Origin of the sequence: Bradyrhizobium sp. I1.14.4, from assembly GCF_050435825.1 — a bacterium.
In the GTDB taxonomy this organism is placed as follows: domain Bacteria; phylum Pseudomonadota; class Alphaproteobacteria; order Rhizobiales; family Xanthobacteraceae; genus Bradyrhizobium.
Map to the genome: position 1 here is coordinate 1 of NZ_JBNDLA010000053.1, position 16031 is coordinate 16031.

At 61.4% G+C, this 16031-nt stretch carries 12 protein-coding genes and 5 pseudogenes; 7 read left to right on the plus strand and 10 right to left on the minus strand.

What is annotated here, in order from left to right; genetic code table 11:
* Window positions 1-313: 313 nt before the first annotated feature.
* Window positions 314-517: a cold-shock protein gene (locus ABIB78_RS37995; RefSeq protein WP_429034178.1), complete on the minus strand. Its 204-nt coding sequence runs from the start codon at window positions 515-517 to the stop codon at window positions 314-316.
* 454 nt (window positions 518-971) lie between these two features.
* Window positions 972-1295: pseudogene (locus ABIB78_RS38000) on the minus strand (DUF736 domain-containing protein); the annotation flags it as partial.
* A gap of 949 nt (window positions 1296-2244) precedes the next feature.
* Here ABIB78_RS38000 and ABIB78_RS38005 point away from each other — a divergent pair.
* The 3 genes from ABIB78_RS38005 to ABIB78_RS38015 all read left to right on the plus strand — a co-directional run bounded on the left by ABIB78_RS38005 (window position 2245) and on the right by ABIB78_RS38015 (window position 4137).
* A complete protein-coding gene (locus ABIB78_RS38005; RefSeq protein ID WP_429034179.1) occupies window positions 2245-2559 on the plus strand; it encodes an SDR family NAD(P)-dependent oxidoreductase in 315 nt (104 codons plus the stop codon).
* 30 nt (window positions 2560-2589) lie between these two features.
* Window positions 2590-2712, plus strand: a complete 123-nt coding sequence (locus ABIB78_RS38010; RefSeq protein ID WP_429034180.1) for a hypothetical protein — start codon at window positions 2590-2592, stop codon at window positions 2710-2712.
* Window positions 2713-2811: 99 nt separating this feature from the next.
* The gene (locus ABIB78_RS38015; RefSeq protein WP_429034181.1) at window positions 2812-4137 is read left to right on the plus strand and encodes a DUF3422 family protein; all 1326 of its coding nucleotides are present in this window, start codon (window positions 2812-2814) and stop codon (window positions 4135-4137) included.
* 136 nt (window positions 4138-4273) lie between these two features.
* Here ABIB78_RS38015 and ABIB78_RS38020 read toward each other — a convergent pair whose 3' ends face one another.
* Together ABIB78_RS38020 and ABIB78_RS38025 are read right to left on the minus strand one after the other, a co-directional pair.
* The gene (locus ABIB78_RS38020) at window positions 4274-4600 is read right to left on the minus strand and encodes a DUF736 domain-containing protein (protein WP_429034182.1); all 327 of its coding nucleotides are present in this window, start codon (window positions 4598-4600) and stop codon (window positions 4274-4276) included.
* A 589-nt stretch (window positions 4601-5189) separates the two neighbouring features.
* Window positions 5190-5631 (minus strand): annotated as a pseudogene (locus tag ABIB78_RS38025) (hypothetical protein).
* Window positions 5632-5926: 295 nt separating this feature from the next.
* On the opposite strand from ABIB78_RS38025, the gene ABIB78_RS38030 reads away from it, so the two are divergent.
* Entirely contained in the window at window positions 5927-6595 is a 669-nt protein-coding gene (locus ABIB78_RS38030; RefSeq protein WP_429034183.1) for a hypothetical protein, read from the plus strand.
* 75 nt (window positions 6596-6670) lie between these two features.
* Here the strand turns inward: ABIB78_RS38030 and ABIB78_RS38035 are convergent.
* The 4 genes and pseudogenes from ABIB78_RS38035 to ABIB78_RS38050 form a co-directional block, all read right to left on the minus strand.
* Window positions 6671-7108, minus strand: a pseudogene (locus ABIB78_RS38035) (DUF2493 domain-containing protein); the annotation flags it as partial.
* Between the two features lie 591 nt (window positions 7109-7699).
* Window positions 7700-10417, minus strand: a pseudogene (locus ABIB78_RS38040) (strawberry notch-like NTP hydrolase domain-containing protein); the annotation flags it as partial.
* 162 nt (window positions 10418-10579) lie between these two features.
* Window positions 10580-11833: a DUF6035 family protein gene (locus tag ABIB78_RS38045; protein WP_429034184.1), complete on the minus strand. Its 1254-nt coding sequence runs from the start codon at window positions 11831-11833 to the stop codon at window positions 10580-10582.
* A gap of 162 nt (window positions 11834-11995) precedes the next feature.
* On the minus strand, window positions 11996-13192 hold the full coding sequence (locus ABIB78_RS38050) for a Fic family protein (protein ID WP_429034185.1): 1197 nt from the start codon (window positions 13190-13192) through the stop codon (window positions 11996-11998).
* A 179-nt stretch (window positions 13193-13371) separates the two neighbouring features.
* On the opposite strand from ABIB78_RS38050, the gene ABIB78_RS38055 reads away from it, so the two are divergent.
* Complete coding sequence (locus ABIB78_RS38055) at window positions 13372-13938, plus strand: hypothetical protein (protein ID WP_429034186.1); 567 nt, start codon at window positions 13372-13374, stop codon at window positions 13936-13938.
* Between the two features lie 321 nt (window positions 13939-14259).
* Here ABIB78_RS38055 and ABIB78_RS38060 read toward each other — a convergent pair.
* Both ABIB78_RS38060 and ABIB78_RS38065 read right to left on the minus strand, forming a co-directional pair.
* Window positions 14260-14493 (minus strand): annotated as a pseudogene (locus ABIB78_RS38060) (recombinase family protein); the annotation flags it as partial.
* A 6-nt stretch (window positions 14494-14499) separates the two neighbouring features.
* Window positions 14500-14889, minus strand: coding sequence for a hypothetical protein (locus tag ABIB78_RS38065; protein WP_429034187.1), 390 nt, complete (start codon window positions 14887-14889; stop codon window positions 14500-14502).
* A 146-nt stretch (window positions 14890-15035) separates the two neighbouring features.
* Here ABIB78_RS38065 and ABIB78_RS38070 point away from each other — a divergent pair, with 146 nt between their 5' ends.
* Both ABIB78_RS38070 and ABIB78_RS38075 read left to right on the plus strand, forming a co-directional pair.
* Window positions 15036-15338 carry a hypothetical protein gene (locus ABIB78_RS38070; RefSeq protein WP_429034188.1) on the plus strand — a complete coding sequence of 101 codons (303 nt, stop codon included), beginning with the start codon at window positions 15036-15038 and terminating at the stop codon, window positions 15336-15338.
* A complete protein-coding gene (locus ABIB78_RS38075; RefSeq protein WP_429034189.1) occupies window positions 15335-15766 on the plus strand; it encodes a PIN domain-containing protein in 432 nt (143 codons plus the stop codon). Before ABIB78_RS38070 ends, ABIB78_RS38075 begins: the two co-directional genes overlap by 4 nt.
* Window positions 15767-16031 lie beyond the last annotated feature (265 nt).

Below are 16031 nucleotides of genomic sequence, written 5' to 3' on the forward strand. Positions count from 1 at the left end.
GGTAGCCTTGCCGCGGGAGGAACAGCGTCCGCTATGCCGGCTGCCCCACTTTCCGCCGCTTCAAACGTCGAGAACGTCGCCGTGGTCTGCGGCCCGCGCGGTTGTGTCCGCACCGCGCCCGCCTACCGACGGTACGGCTACGGTGTTCGCCGCTATGGTTATGGCGTGCATCGGGGTTACGGGTATCACCGCGCATATCGCCGTTGGTGATTGGCGCCTAGCCAGTTTTCCGCCCGCGGCTTAACGGCGCCGCCGTCACCAAAGAAAAAACCGCCGGGCGCGAATGCCGGCGGGGAATTGCCTCCGACCATCGTTAGCCGACTCTCAGATTTTCCGCGGACGTCTTGCCCCGGTTTTCCCTCTCTTCGTAACTCACCTTGGCGCCCTCGTTGAGGCCGCTGAGGCCGGCCTTTTCTACGGCCGAGATATGCACGAATACGTCCTTGCCGCCATTGTCGGGCTGGATGAATCCAAATCCCTTGACTGGATTGAACCATTTCACAGTACCTGTCGCCACGTCGCTCTCTCCCTTTGAAGCAATAACGGGCAGCCTAGGGGGACAGCGCATCACACCGCAAGGAAAAACCCGCCGGGCGTGCCGGCAACGGGTAAGGATCCGTCGCGAACCTTCAGATTCTCAGACGAGTTCATGAACGATCTCAATGCGTGGGCCGTTGCAAACGGCGTTACACGCTCCGAGGCTGTCCGCCGGCTGGTCGAAATCGGGCTAAAGGCGAAGAAATGAGCGCGGCTACCAAGCTGGCTCAGGCCTTTCGCCTTCTTCAGGCGAGCAACCTGCTTTCAGAGGCATCCTCCCTCGGAGATCGGCGGGGCGCCAGCATCGACCTACTTGCTCCAGCTCTATCGAAACTCAACGGTGCTTTCTCGTCGATCGCGTCGAAAGACATCCCGACCGCGCGAAAGCGCTTGGCGGAATCGAAGAAAATGCTGATCGATTTAACGGCGAAAATGTCGCCGTTGCGACGGCTGGGGCGAGACCAGATCAGGCTGAAGCCCTCGCCTTCCTCGTCGGCGAAGAGGTTGGCGAAGATCGGAGCGGTGAAGCTCGGATCGTCGAGCTTGAGACCCAGATAATCGCGGCCCTCGTTGGAGCGCTTGGACCAGGCGGCCCCGATCTCGACACGGCCGACATAGATCCGGTGGCTGGGGGCGCTGTCGCCCGAGCGGCTGGTCTCGGGGATGATGCGGACGTTCCTGGCCTGGAGCGAGAGGGTGACGATTTCGCCGTTGAACTCGTTGTTGCCGGTCTTCTTGAAGGTGCCGATGGTCGCCATGGTAGTTCTCCTTGATCTCTGTTTTCCGAGCCCGCACCTTGCGGCCTCAATGGTGATCGACAGGCCGGAGGCGATCGACGGCGCACCCCGCAGGGGCTCGACAGCAAAGGAGGAACTTTCTTGTTTCGCGAGGAATGACGGCGCAGCCGGCAGGGGATGAAAGTTGTGACGCCGCTGTTGCGCCATAGGCGGTCGAGGCTTCTTAGCCGGCCTTCGGCCAGATCCATCCATCGAAGAGGCCGTTTCGCGCGCTCGATCCGAACAGAGCTGACATCAAGGAGAACGCAGCGATAGCGAGTCCCGCCGGGAAGCCGGCCCAACGAATTCAGTGGTGATTGGCTCTTTGTGCTGCCAGGTGCAGATTTGCGCTTCCGCGATCACTGCCTCGGCCCTACGCCCCGCTCACAATAGTCGCCGGCCGTATCTGTGATCCGCCGCTATTTGGTCGATCGCTCACAACGATCGCCACGTATCTGCCTCCCTGCGACAATCGGTCGAGCCACGACGCTTGCGCTGCTCTGAGTGACGCTTCAAAGCGGCGAGCGCTCCGGCTGTGTGATCCAGTCAACCTCACTCGACGTGAAATTATCAGCCCATCGCCGAGCCTTGCCCGGCAGGTCCGGGCGCGGTCACTCGCAGGCTCTGCATCGACAAATCCAACCAGAGCGTGGCCGCTCAGACAATGGCAGCGGCCGGGCGAGCGATCACCTTGCCGAAACAGGCAATTCCCTGTGGCCTGTGCCACGTGCGCATTCTGTCAGAATACAAGCGCGCTTCATGTCTGAAACCCGCCTCCGACTGTCTTCGAAAGCCACATTGCATCAAAAAAGACGCGAGAGTGCCCCTTCTATAGTGCTGGCCCAAATCCTGCACCGGCTCTCTGCGCCATGAAGTTTGGCGACGGCAACAAGATGGGAGTCGCGTTTGGGTCTCGATCCGTCAATCGACAATGCGGTTGCCTCGCCGGAGGTCGCCTGTCTGCACCACGCTGGGACAACGGAACACGTTCCTGCTTGCCACGGCCTCGCGCGGCATCGGTCATGCCACCGGAAAACTGCTTTCAGAAGAGGGCCGGCGTATCTTCACTTGCACGCGGCACCCCTTCGGTGGCGGGCGATGTCGGCGGGATTTGGAGACAGACAACCATGTCCAGGTAGATCTAGGCATTCGTCGGACGGTGCCGCGCGCCACCGCCAAGGTCGCGGAACGGCTTGTTGGCGCACCGCTACACCTATTGAGCCACAATGCCGGCATTTCGCCATAGACACCGGACCATACCCGGCAGAGGTCGTTGATGGCGTCATTCGAAAGCTGGATGAGGCTGCTCCATCTCAATCTGCCTGGCCTGACCCTCCTCCCGCAAGATCTCTTTCCCGAGTTCAAGGCGGCCTCGGTAATGATCGTCGAGATGACTTGATCGGCAACCTAGCCGCGCGCAACCGTTTCCCAGCACCGCCATTGCCTCCCGCGTCAAGACTGACGGTTGCCTGCTCACCCTGAAGCGAGGCGTCAAGACATGACCGATGAACTGGATCTGCGAACCTTCACGCCACATCCGCAACGCAACGCTGTGCTCGGCGAAGTGCACGCGCGCCCTTTCACGCGCCTTGTTTCGCCCTTCAGCGTGATCCACTTCGCTTTTCTCGCACAGGGCGAGGCGGCCACAAGCGATCGCTGCCGTTTTATCGATTTTTGCCTCGAGCGCAATCTTCCGCCGCCTGAGCAATCGGCGAAACTTCATCAGATTGTCATCGGGCCCGCTACGCTACGCTGGGAGCAGCATTCGGAATTTACAACATTCACCTGGATCTGGACTAACGCAAATTGTTCTGCCGCACACCAATTTGACAAAGTTGATGGTACCGTCCGATCGCTGATCCACGCGTTGCGTCAGACCGGACAGTTGCTGGTCGCGATTAGGCTAGAAGTGGAGCAGGACGCCTCGCCGACCAGGCGCGCCGAACAGGTTTTTGACAAGAATAGCCTGGCCATGGTTGCCACAAAGAGCGGTGCAGGGGTTGCTGCCTCAGACTTCCGCGTAGACGAAAAAGGCTTCACGAAAATCCTCGTCTGCGACCTCGGGTTGACGCCGCACGATCTCGGAGCGCTGGTGCAACGGCTCCTGGAAATCGAGACCTACCGTCCATTGGCGCTGCTTGGCCTGTCGGCGGCCCTTGAGCTTGCACCATCTGTTGATCGCATCGACCGCCGTCTTGTTGAGGCGCTCGAGAAAATGCAAAGCGGTGAGGGGCTGCAGTTCAACAACCATCTGCTTGCCGAACTGACGGCGCTGGCCGCCTCCTTCGAAAGAGGCGCGACCGGCAGCCTGTTTCGCTTCGGCGCCAGCAGGGCCTATAACGAGCTGGTCCAATCGCGACTGTCCATCATTGAAGGCAACGATGTCTCGGGTTATCCAACCTGGTCGTCGTTTCTGGCGCGCCGCATGGCGCCGGCGATGCGAACCTGCGCGACTGTGGAGGATCGTCAGGCGACTCTGTCGGTGAAGCTCGCGCGTGCCGCCGATCTGTTGCGAACCCGGGTCGACGTCGAAATCGAGCAACAGAATCGTGACCTGTTGCAGGCTATCAACGAGCGCGCGAGACAGCAACTTCGCCTGCAGTGCACGGTCGAAGGATTGTCGGTCGGGGCGATAGGATATTATGTGGTCAGCCTGTTTAGTTATCTTGCCAAGGGCGCGCATGATGTCGGACTGCGAGTAGAGCCCTCGTTCCTAACCGCAGCCTTCGTGCCGATCGCGGTCGGCGTGATCTGGCTGGTGAGTTACAATGTCCGAAAGCGACACCTCAAGCACGACGACGCGCCCTCGGTGGCTTGCGACTAGAGCTCCTCGAGGGAATCAGTGCGTCCGTCCTGCGAAGCTCGCATGGTCGTGGTGCGACGCTGCCGCAAGATCGCGGCCGGCTCCTGAGCAAATAATGCCCCGCCCGGACCAGCCGGGCAAGGCATTGTGGATCGGGTCAGTCGCCGTTGCGACGGCTGGGGCGAGACCAGATCAGGCTGAAGCCCTCGCCTTCCTCGTCGGCGAAGAGGTTGGCGAAGATCGGAGCGGTGAAGCTCGGATCGTCGAGCTTGAGACCCAGATAATCGCGGCCCTCGTTGGAGCGCTTGGACCAGGCGGCCCCGATCTCGACACGGCCGACATAGATCCGGTGGCTGGGGGCGCTGTCGCCCGAGCGGCTGGTCTCGGGGATGATGCGGACGTTCCTGGCCTGGAGCGAGAGGGTGACGATTTCGCCGTTGAACTCGTTGTTGCCGGTCTTCTTGAAGGTGCCGATGGTCGCCATGGTAGTTCTCCTTGATCTCTGTTTTCCGAGCCCGCACCTTGCGGCCTCAATGGTGATCGACAGGCCGGAGGCGATCGACGGCGCACCCCGCAGGGGCTCGACAGCAAAGGAGGAACTTTCTTGTTTCGCGAGGAATGACGGCGCAGCCGGCAGGGGATGAAAGTTGTGACGCCGCTGTTGCGCCATAGGCGGTCGAGGCTTCTTAGCCGGCCTTCGGCCAGATCCATCCATCGAAGAGGCCGTTTCGCGCGCTCGATCCGAACAGAGCTGACATCAAGGAGAACGCAGCGATAGCGAGTCCCGCCGGGAAGCCGGCCCAACGAATTCAGTGGTGATTGGCTCCCGGCCGCATGGCGACACAAGGATCTAGGTTTCCGCGACCGCACTCGAGCAATACGCCCGACGACTCGAGTTGTCGGCCGTGTTTGTGGGACGTCACCGCCTAGACCACCGCGTTTCAACAGCCGCCGTTAGCTCGGCCACATCGCGATGATCGAGCTTCACCGTTCTCTATCGAGTATCGGGGATGGGCGCCGCGAGCGCTCTGGACGCCTGATCTTGTCGCGGCCCAACGTCCGACGCTCGGGTGTTAGCCCTGCGCCAAATCCCGTCCGACGGATCCGGGTGCGGTCGTAGCCGTAAAGCGGATGAACGCCGTGATGGTGACGGCAGTCGCGCCAACGATCGCGAAGATCGTTTGCCAGGCGGGCGAAGGCATCGTCATCTGGGCGATTCCGTGCGTCGCGCTGTAACCCGCGAACGTGGCGGGCGCGACATACAGGAGGATGATCAAGAGTCTAAGCCAAGTCCATGGCACGTAGGCAAGCGCGAGTTGGCCAATGCAAATGGTTGCACCGCCCGCCACGAGCCCTGCTGCCGTGCCACTGAGCATTCCGGCGCCGGTGTAGAAGGCCCAGATGCCGATCGTCAGGCCAACGAAGAGGGGCAGCGCGAAAACAGCGAGTGTGAACAGCAGCCAGCAGAAAAAAGCCGATGCCAACGACGACGAGCAGTGGTCCGAAGATGACCATGGTGGTGGGCTCCGTGAGATAAAGGTCTGACGGTCGTGCCTTCCACCACGACCACGGCGCGAGCAACACTATAGCAGCAAAAGCAGCGACCGGAATCGTCACAGATCCAGTTGCGCGCGACAGACAAAGTGACCATATTGACGGTCAGGAGCCGATTGCCTGGGCTGCAAGCGACCCAAAAGGCGGCATCTCGATTTCTCAATCGAACACCCCAACGGCAACCATTCTGCCGGCGCGCGGTGGTCATGAAGCGCTTGTGACTGCCACTAAGACGCCGGAGTAAAATGGATTTGCCATGTCTACCATCCAAAAGGACTGCGCAGACTTTCTGCGTATGACGTTCAACAATCTGGCCGGCGGCAAGCTCGGATCAGGTCACGCCCACGAGATCGTGGCTGCGTATTTTGGCTATGGTACCGCGGCGGCTCTGAGGGCCGAGCCGAAGTACCAGCTTGCGGCTTTGGACAAGGCCGCGATCCTCATGCCCGATCTGCGCTTGATGGACCAGCGCGTGCGGCAGCTCAACGGTCTTCCCGCGGGCCTACCCGTTGTTGACGAACTGGCGTCGCAGCTCTCCAACTTTATTAGCACAAACGGCTATTTTTCTGGTGAGGTTTGGTACACCCGAGATCTCGAAGAGTACATCAACGTGTCCTTCATTCAAGAAGATCCCATGATGATCGAGGACGCCCTCTCGGGTGAGATGGCTATGACGAACGCCTTTTTTGATGAGCTTTACGTCAAAGAAGTAAGTCTGGACGTTGGAGACGATGTCCTTGTGGCAAATGTCTCAGGTGCGCTCAATGGGGAGAACGATCCGGATAAACCCTTTCACGGAGATTCGATCGCGTTCACAACGATCATGTCATTTGAGCGTGTAGCCAGTCGGGTCGGGTATAGGCAGCCGGAGCTGGATACATCGGGCGCCATTGATGAGTCACATTACTATGATGAGGACGCCTGAGGGTTGTTAGGTACTTCATGGCGCGATTGGACTCTCAGCTCGCCCGTCGTTCTGCACGACGGGGTACGGCGGCGCCTATGCGCCGCCAAACTTCCAGACCGGGATGCCGAGTTTCTTTGCCTTGTCGGCCAGATTGTCCTGGATGCCTGTGCCCGGGAAATACATCACCCCGATCGGCAGCTCGTTGAGCATCGCATCGTTGCGTTTGAACGGAGCGGCCTTGGCATGCTTCGTCCAGTCGGGCTTGAAGGCGATCTGCGGAACCTTGCGGTTGTCGGCCCACTTGGCGGCGATCAACTCGGCGCCCCTGGGCGATCCGCCGTGCAGCAACACCATGTCCGCATGCTTGGCGTGAACCTGATCGAGCTTGGCCCAGATCAACCGGTGATCGTTGAAGTCGAGTCCACCGGTCAACGCGACTTTCGGGCCGGGCGGCATGAGCACCTGATTGTCTGCGCGCTTCTTCGCGACCAGGAAATCGCGGCTGTCGATCATCGCGAAGGTCAGATTGCGGCTGCCGCCGACGGAAAATAGTCGACCCACGAGGTTGCCGGTCCGAGCCGCTTGCCGCCCGATCGCCCTCTCAGAAGGCCGTGGGTGCGGTCCTCTCCGGCGCCGAGGGGAGGCAGGACCACCGGCCTCCCGTAATGAAGCGGCCGCATTGCCCTTATCCGTTCCGGCTATGCCGCCAGCTCCATAAAGCGCGCGACGTCCTGCGCCGGGATCTGCACGCGGCTCGCGGCCCGAAGGGCGTCAAATCCGAGCAGGCGAAGATCCGAGGGACGCGGGCGATTTTCTCGAGCGGAGGCGATTTGGCTCCGGCTCCAGTTCTGGATGGGGCAGACTCAGAAAGCGTCGGGCCTCATTGGCGACATCGCGAAAGTCTACGAAACCGCAGCTCTCGCGGATCACGTCAAGGAGATCGCCATATTCGGCCGAGGCGGCATCCCGCCAATGCCCGGCGGCGCCAGGACCGAATTCCGGTCCGCTGAGCCGGACGAACATCGACCGGCCGGGCGTATTGCGGACGTCGCCGACCATCCAGTAGCGGCCCTGGCGCCTTCCGTTGGACAGGTAATGGCGGCACACCGCCTCGGCGTCACGCGTGATCGGCGGCAGCTCGTCCTTGATGCCGTTCGCGTCCATGAGCTTCAGGCCCGTGGCGTTCTCGAAGATCTGGAGCGAGCAGCCTTCGACCTTGCCGCGCACAAGCAGCAGATAGAGCTGGCGCAGCGCATCGCGGGCGTAGTGGCTCTCAAGATTGTCCTCGGGCCGGAACAGGCCCTGGCCGCCGGTCTGGCGCTGGCCGCGCGTAATGGCACCCAGCGTGTCGAGCCGGCGCGCAATGGTCGAAAGGAAACGCTTCTCGGCCTTGACGTCGGTCGCGATCGGCCGGAACAGCGGTGGCTGCGCCTGGTTGGTGCGGTTCGTGCGACCGAGACCCTGGATCGCGGCATCGGCCTTCCAGCCCGGCTCGAGCAAATAATGGACGCGAAGCCGGCGGTTCCGCTCCGAGAGCTCGGCGTGGTAGCTGCGACCCGTGCCGCCAGCCTCCGAGAAGACAAGCACGCGCTTTGCGTCATCCATGAAGGCGGCGGCCTCGGCGAGATTGGCGGAGGCGGCCCGGGTCTCGACGGCGAGGCGGTCACCCTTGTGCACCACGCGTCGCGACCGTCCGGTCACCTCCGCCACGAGGTCTGCGCCGAAACGCTGCACGATCTGGTCGAGCGCGCCGGGAACAGGCGGAAGAGAAGCGAGCCGCTCGATCAGCTCATTGCGGCGGGCGACGGCCTCGCGGCTCTCGACCGGCTGGCCGTTGCGGAAGACGGGCCGGGACGAGAGATTGCCCTCGGCGTCAGTGAAGGGCTCATAGAGCTGCACCGGGAAGGAATGGGCGACGTAATCCAGCACGTATTCGCGCGGCGTGATGTCCACGCGCACGTCGTTCCATTCCTCAGGTGGAATCTCGGCGAGCCGACGCTCCATCAGCGCCTCGCCGGTCGACACGATCTGGATCACCGCGGCATGGCCCTCGGCCAGATCCCGCTCGATGCAGTGGACCAAGGTCGGCGTCTTCATGCTGGTGAGCAGATGACCGAAGAAGCGCTGCTTGGCTGACTCGAAGGCCGAGCGCGCGGCCGCCTTTGCTTGGCGATTGAGCGTGCGGGTCTCGCCGGTGATGTTAGCGGCCTGCATGGCTGCGTCGAGGTGATTGTGGATGACGCTCAAGGCGCCGGCGTAGGCGTCGTAGATGCGCCGCTGCTCGTCGGTAAGCTGGTACTCGACCAGCTCATATTCGATGCCGTCGTAGGAAAGCGAGCGGGCGGTGTAAAGGCCGAGTGAGCGAAGGTCGCGGGAGAGCACCTCCATCGCCGCGACGCCGCCCTCCTCGATCGCCTCGACGAACTCGGCGCGGGTCGCGAACGGGAAATCCTCGCCACCCCACAGGCCGAGCCGCTGGGCGTAGGCGAGATTGTGGATCGTGGTGGCGCCCGTCGCCGAGACATAGACGACGCGGGCGTTCGGGAGCGCGTGCTGCAGGCGCAAGCCAGCACGGCCCTGCTGCGAGGGCGCGACATCGCCCCGCTCGCCCTTGCCGCCACCGGCATTCTGCATGGCATGGCTCTCGTCGAAAATAATGACACCGTCGAAGTCGGAGCCCAACCATTGAACAATCTGCCGCACGCGCGAAAGCTTCTCGCCGCGGTCGTCGGACCGCAGCGTAGCGTAGGCTAAAAATAGGACACCTTCGGCCAACCGGATCTCACGCCCTTGAGGGAAGCGCGAGAGTGGTGTGACCAGCAGACGCTCCATGCCGAGCGCCGACCAGTCGCGCTGGACGTCCTCGAGCAGCTTGTCGGACTTCGAGACCCAGACCGCCTTGCGCCGGCCCTGCAGCCAATTGTCGAGAATGATGCCGGCGGACTGGCGACCCTTGCCGGCGCCGGTCCCGTCGCCGAGCATGAAGCCTCGACGGAAACGAACGACGTTCGACGCGTCGTCGCGGGCGGCCGTGACGAGATCGAAGGTCTCGTCAACGGTCCAGGCGCCGGCGAGATAATGACCGTGCGCCTCGCCGGCATAGATCAGCGTCTCGAGCTGGGCGTCGGACAGGATGCCGTCCCTGACGAGGTTGGCCGGCAGACGTGGCCGTTAGCTCGGCTTTGCCGGCGCGACCGAGGCCATCGCCGCCGACTGCACCAGCTTGGTCGGGTGCGCCTGCGCGCCGGGGATCCGGATCGATTGCAGCCGGTACTCCTCGTAGATGGCGTCGCTGAGGCGCGCGCCCTCGGGCGGCGTCCAGTCGATTGTCTCATAGGCGAGATCAACGGCTTCGGGATCGGTGACCGACACCTTGGTCGACTGTGCGGCCACCCGCGCCAGATAGCCGCGCACGGTGCGTGCCGGCGAGGCTGACACGGGAAGCGCGCCAGTCGAGGCGACTGGCAAGCGAGCTGGAACGTGTTCGCCGATCCAGCGGAGCAGCGTCGCGACGTCGGGCGCGATTCCCGGCGACTTCGGGAATATGCGCGGGTCATCGGCCGGCGTCTTGTCGATGATCGCGAGACGCGTCTCGGTCGTGGTGCCGCGCTTGGCGTCAACCGCACCAGCGATCGCGGCGGTGAACACCACCCGGCCGCGTTCCTGCAATCGGGCGAAGGCGTCGCGCCAGGCTGAGGCTTCGGGCGAGAAGGTTGCGCCGGTGATCGTGACCAGCCGGCCGCCATCGGCAAGACGCACCAGCGCCGAGGCGATGTGACGGTATGCAGTGTCGGCCGTGCGGCCGGAGACGTTCGCCATCGCCGAGAACGGCGGGTTGAGGCCGTCACTATCTACGGAATGCACGATATTTCCCACCTTATTCCGCCATCGTCTCCTACCAAGTCGCTGCCTCCGAGGCAGTCCGGCCCCGTCAGCAATCCTCGACTCACTTGATCGCGGTGCAGAATACGTCAAGCGCTGCGATACGCTGCTGGCATTGCGTCAAGCTGAAGATAAGATCTCCGGGAACAAGGCCAGCGCGATCTTTCCTGACACGCTTTGGCGATCGTCTTGCGCCACTGTGCGTGCTTTGCCGATCTTGTTGCGAACACTCTCGATTTCAAGGACAGCATCCCTGTTGGTCAGTTGGGCGAAGGTGCGAATGAGGCGCACATAGCGCTGTCGTCGCTCGACATTGAGGAAGGAGTTCAGCACCTCGACAAGATTTTGCTGCCGCGATCCGACCGGCCGACCGTCGACCAGGGAAAGCAGACAGTTGATCAATGCATCCACGTCGAGCGCGTGCAGTTCGTTGACGTCGCTCCCCGGAATCGCCACTTTGGCGACGAGTTCGCCAAACAGGATCTCACGCTCTTTCCATTTCGTACCTTTTTCTCCGAGCGCGCCGCGCCAGCGCGACAGAAAGTCATGATGCCAAGGCGGCCTCGACGGGACCGCGTTTGCGCGCCCTCCCTCGATCCAATTGAGGTCGGAAATCGTGACCAATTTCGAGCGCCATGCATCTTCATCCAGCCAGAACGCGCGCAAGATTACTTCTTGCCGCTGTCTGGAGAGGACTATCGTTTCATCGTCCATTGAGAACAGGTTCTTGTCGTGGGAGTAGAAAATGTCCTCAAACGAACTGAGTAATCGGCGGCTCGCGGGTGGCTCAAAATTCCAAGTCAGCCACATCAGGCGAATGGACGCGTTCTCATAGAAATCTTCGCGTTGCACTATGATGGGGATTTGCGTGGTTGAAAGTTGAACCTCCACAACGAGTGGCATGCGATCGTAGATCGCCCGTACGTCCGGACGCCGTCGTCCATTCTCTAGGATGAGATACTCATCGACAACGACGCTTCCCGCGGTCGTGCGCTGATCGTGGGTCAATAACTCACCGACGATATGTTTGATTTTAGCATGCAGCGGGCTTTCCCGCGCTCCGTCAAATTGCTGCGCGCTAACGATATCGACGCTGGCCGGCGTCCCCGTCCACCAGGGACAAACTTGTGGGGCACCCGGGTGGTGTTTCCAGTAAGGCTGGCCGGTCCGACCTTCGCGCGGAGCATAGACGGCATGTCCGCATTTCGCGCAGGCGAAACGCGCTTTCCTGTCGAGCCGCGCACGCGTCGCCGCGCGACGGAGAACCTGATAATCGTCCTTGCTCATCGCAATGAGCGCATCACTCGTGATGCTGTGCATCGATGCAAGGTCAACCACTCTCTTGAGTGTCCTTCGGAGAATCGCCCCGACCATCTACCGAATCTCCCTTCCTCCGACGTGATCATTGAGCATTTGCGGGATCGCGTGCTATGGAAAATCGCCTGGGTCTCAAGGAAGTCCAGCCGACGCATGACCGACGGCGGGGCGAGGCCGCAACTCGCGGCGTCACCGATTATCAGCCCGGCATGGCGGCCGTCAGGTGTCCGCACCGGGAAGAATGGGTTCTTCGCCGAAGGGGCGGTTAATGATCGACAGCGCGTCGGGCGCGGCGAAGACGCGGTTGCGCGCATAGCCGGTACGCTCGTTCAAGATTTCATTCTCGACCAGTTGCTCTACCGCTTGCGAGGCTGCAGGCACCGTAATGCTGAGAAGCGAGGCCAGACGCTTGACGGTCAGCACCGGATAGTGCGGCAGAACATCGAGTGCGCGCAGGCTGGCTGAGCCCTGGCGAAACTTCCGCCGCTTCCGCCATAGATCGCCAAGTGCAGACAAGGCGTCGCGGGTCTTCAGGAGCTCATCTGTGGTGCCGACAATCGCGTCTGCCATGAACCCGACCGCTTCATGCCATTCGAGGCGCTGCTGAGCCGCCTTGAGCGATTCATAATAAGCTGTCTTGTGGGCTTCAATGTACGGCGACAGGTAAATCGGCATCATGCCTTCGGCGGCCATCATCAATGGCAAAAGCAGACGGCCAACGCGGCCATTGCCATCACGAAACGGGTGGACCGCCTCGAAATGTGCGTGCGCAACCGCCATTCGCACGATGAAGCTCTGGTACATTGCCTGCATGCCCTCGCAGCGCATGTACTTCATCGTGCCCTCAAGGCACGCGGCAATGTCCGACGGCGGCGTCGGATTGTAGGTTGAGTAAGCGATATCGCCCCTGCCGCCGATCCAGACGACAACCTGGCGAAGATCGCCGGGCCTGTCCTTGTATTCCGCGTCGCCGCGCATGACGGCGCGATGCAGATCCTGCACCAAACCGCTTGTGAAGATTTCCAGTTTCTCTTGTCTGGCCCGCGGCAGGAAGTCATCGAGCGCGAGCGCGTAATCACGCACCTGAATTACCGCCTCGCCCTGCTGGGAGTCTTCGCTTTCTTCACCGGACAGCAATTCGTCAAGCGTGCTGTTGGTGCCTTCGATCGCCGAGCTGCTGACAGCTTCCCGCCGTGGCAAGATGCGGCTGATCAGATACGGGTCATTTAGTTCGGCCGCGAGCGTCTCGATGCGCACCAGGGCTGTATCCGCCGCCCTGAGCCGGGCAAGGACCGGACCCACGGCAACGCCGTCCTCGGGCGGGGGCAGCGGAACCACGCCGTAATGCGCGGCATGGGGCGCCGGAAGCCGCTTCAATCGTTCCCGCACGACGTGAGTGAGATTATCGCGGTTCAACAGAAACCTTTCGCATAGGAGCTAATTTCGGCACCATAATAAACGTTATTTATACATACTTCAATAAGGCACCTGACGGGGATTCCTACGCAAGGTTTTCTGAGTTCCATTTCTGAGGAACCACTTTCCCGTACTGTCGTTACGACCTATATCACGTAACGACAGTACGGAGACATTTCGTGGCCGATCCTACGGTAGTCAGGCGAGTAAAACGCCAGCGCGACGTTCGCCTGGCTGAAGGCTGGCAGGAAGTCCGCGTGTGGGTGCCCACCGAACAAGACGCAAACGACATCAGAAACCTCGCCGCCGAGCGCAGGGCAAAAGCCAAAGCGCTCGCCGGCCTTGACGAAGGAATTAAGAGCATGCCCCCAGAAACACTGCACCGCATTGCCGAGGCTATCGCATCCCAGGGCTCGGCAGCCTACACGACCCCCTCCGGGCCGGTACTGGACCTCCTGACCAAACTCGCGGAAGAGGACGATCTCGCGAGCTTCTCACGGGCCTTCATTCTTCTGGCGCGCGCCGAACCGGCTAACGCCGCCTTTGTCGCGGGCGCGGTGCCGGCAAAGATCTCCAACTTCCTGATCAAGCATCGGGGCGTCAAGGCGACCGCGCTGATCAAGTGGACCGAGTCCAATCCGGATTGGGCTGAGGAGTTCAAGAACGCACTGCGTGATCCCGATCTATTTGTTCGGGTCGTCGAAGGCTTCGCCTCTGCGATCAAGCAAGGTGCCGCCGCTCACTAGACCTTTGACAAAGAAACCGGCGCCGTTTCTAAAAAAGGCGGCGCCGGTTTCCTTGTGACTCGGATGAGCCTTCACAATGAATGCGCCTTAGGGCGACTCGCCTTGCCATGCTAGACTGGGCAATGCCCTTTCCAGTCACCGCCGCAGCCGGAGACGATCCCCGCCAGTTTCTGATTCAAGACCCGACGGGGGTTCGGCATCCGATTATCTCCTTGCTGGCAATCGACAGCCACACAGGCCGCGTCTCTGGTCTCGGCACGGCGATCCGGATCGACCCCTTCGGAGGATATCTGATCGCGCAGCACGTGCTTGAAGCATGGCTCGGGCCATCGCCTCTGCAAGCACCATGGCGAACTTCACCCGAATCGCGTCGCCGATCAGTTCCTGGATGCCGGGGCGAAGCAGCGATGCACCAGAGATCGCTCGGTCTGTATAGCTGTCGACGACAGTCCAACCTTGCTTCTCGGCGTGGAGCCGGCATAGGCGCAATTGATCCTCGATCGAAGCGTCGCGCCGGTTGTCTGATGAGTAACGGGCGTAGAGCGCGATCTTCATGACGCCTCATTCCGGGAGACGGTCACGCTTCCGTCTGTCTGTTTCGGCTTGGACGAAATCCCGCACGGCCTGCCGAGCCAGCAGGCGCACCAAATTGACCAGGCGCGGATCGGATTTCGATGCGGCGACGGTCGCAACGGAGGCTCCGGGCGCCGTATCGGCGACCACGCGAAGCTTTTCGGATGTTGTTCCTCTCGGTCGCGCCAACGCGGCGTCCTTGTCGTTGCGCGGATCGCTCCGCATCGTGACAAAGATAGCGAGTCGCGGCCCCAACGCAAGAAAAATATCTAGCGATATCAGTATCTTGTGTCGTAATCGCGCGTTGATCCGAGATGCGAAGCGTAGCGGATAGGGAAATCGCAAAGTCGAGCGCACGAAAAATATTGTCGTGGTCACCTCTGCAAGATGCAATCTGTTTAATCGCAACGTCGGACAACACACCGACCTCTTACTACTGCTGCTGACGTCAAATGAGACCGTCGCAGTCTTGCGGCAAGCCGAAGATTCGGCTAGATATCCAGATATACCATTGGAGGCGATCCGTGGGCAATAGTGCGCAGAAAAGGGCGATCGAAAATTACCGATCCCGGCTGATCAAGCGCGGCATCGTGCGGTTTGAGCTCCAAGCCCTCGAGACCGATCGCGATCTCATCAGAGCGCTTGCCCGGAAGTTGACCGAGGAAGGGCCGGAAGCCGGGCATCTCCGACGGGCGGTGCAACAGGCCGTTTCTGGCGGGTCACCGAAGCACGGTGGCATCTTGAGTGCGTTGCGTCGCTCGCCGCTCGTTGGTGCCGATCTCGACCTGACGCGCCCCCGTGAAGAGGGGCGTAAGGCCGATCTGTGACGCGCTATCTTCTCGACACCAACATCATCAGCAACATCGTCAAGCCGAAACCGTCAGAGCCACTGTTGGCCTGGATAGGCCAGCAGCGCGACGACGATCTGTTCATTGCCTCGCTGACAGTAGCCGAAATCCGGCGCGGTATTCTGGAGACGCCACGCGGCAAGAAGCGCGATGCGCTCGACGCCTGGTTCGTTGGTCAAGAGGGACCGCAAGCGCTGTTTGCGGGGCGCATTTTGTCGTTCGACGACAAGGCAGGCCTGGTCTGGGCGCAGCTGATGGCGGAAGGGAAGGCTGTCGGACGCCCTCGTAGCGGACTCGATATGATCATCGCCGCGGTCGCGGATGCCAATGACTGCGTGGTGGTGACGGACAACGAAAAAGACTTTGCTGGGCTTCAGATCATCAATCCATTGCGCGGCGACTTGTAGGGGGAAGTGCATGACAGGAGGACCGCCTCAGCCGCGATCAAGAGGACATTGCAGGGCTCTTCAAGCGCATGGCCTTCGCCGGCGTGCGGATCGTCACCCTTTCGGAGGGCGACGTCACACATCTCCACGTCGGGCTGAAGGGCACGATGAATGCCCTGTTCCTGAAAGACCTAGTGTTCTGACTCATTCATTTGCATCCCGCTTTTGCGATGGCGAGCGCTTTTTTGGCTCGGCGGTGCTTTGCGAGGATGGATTTGGCGCTGGC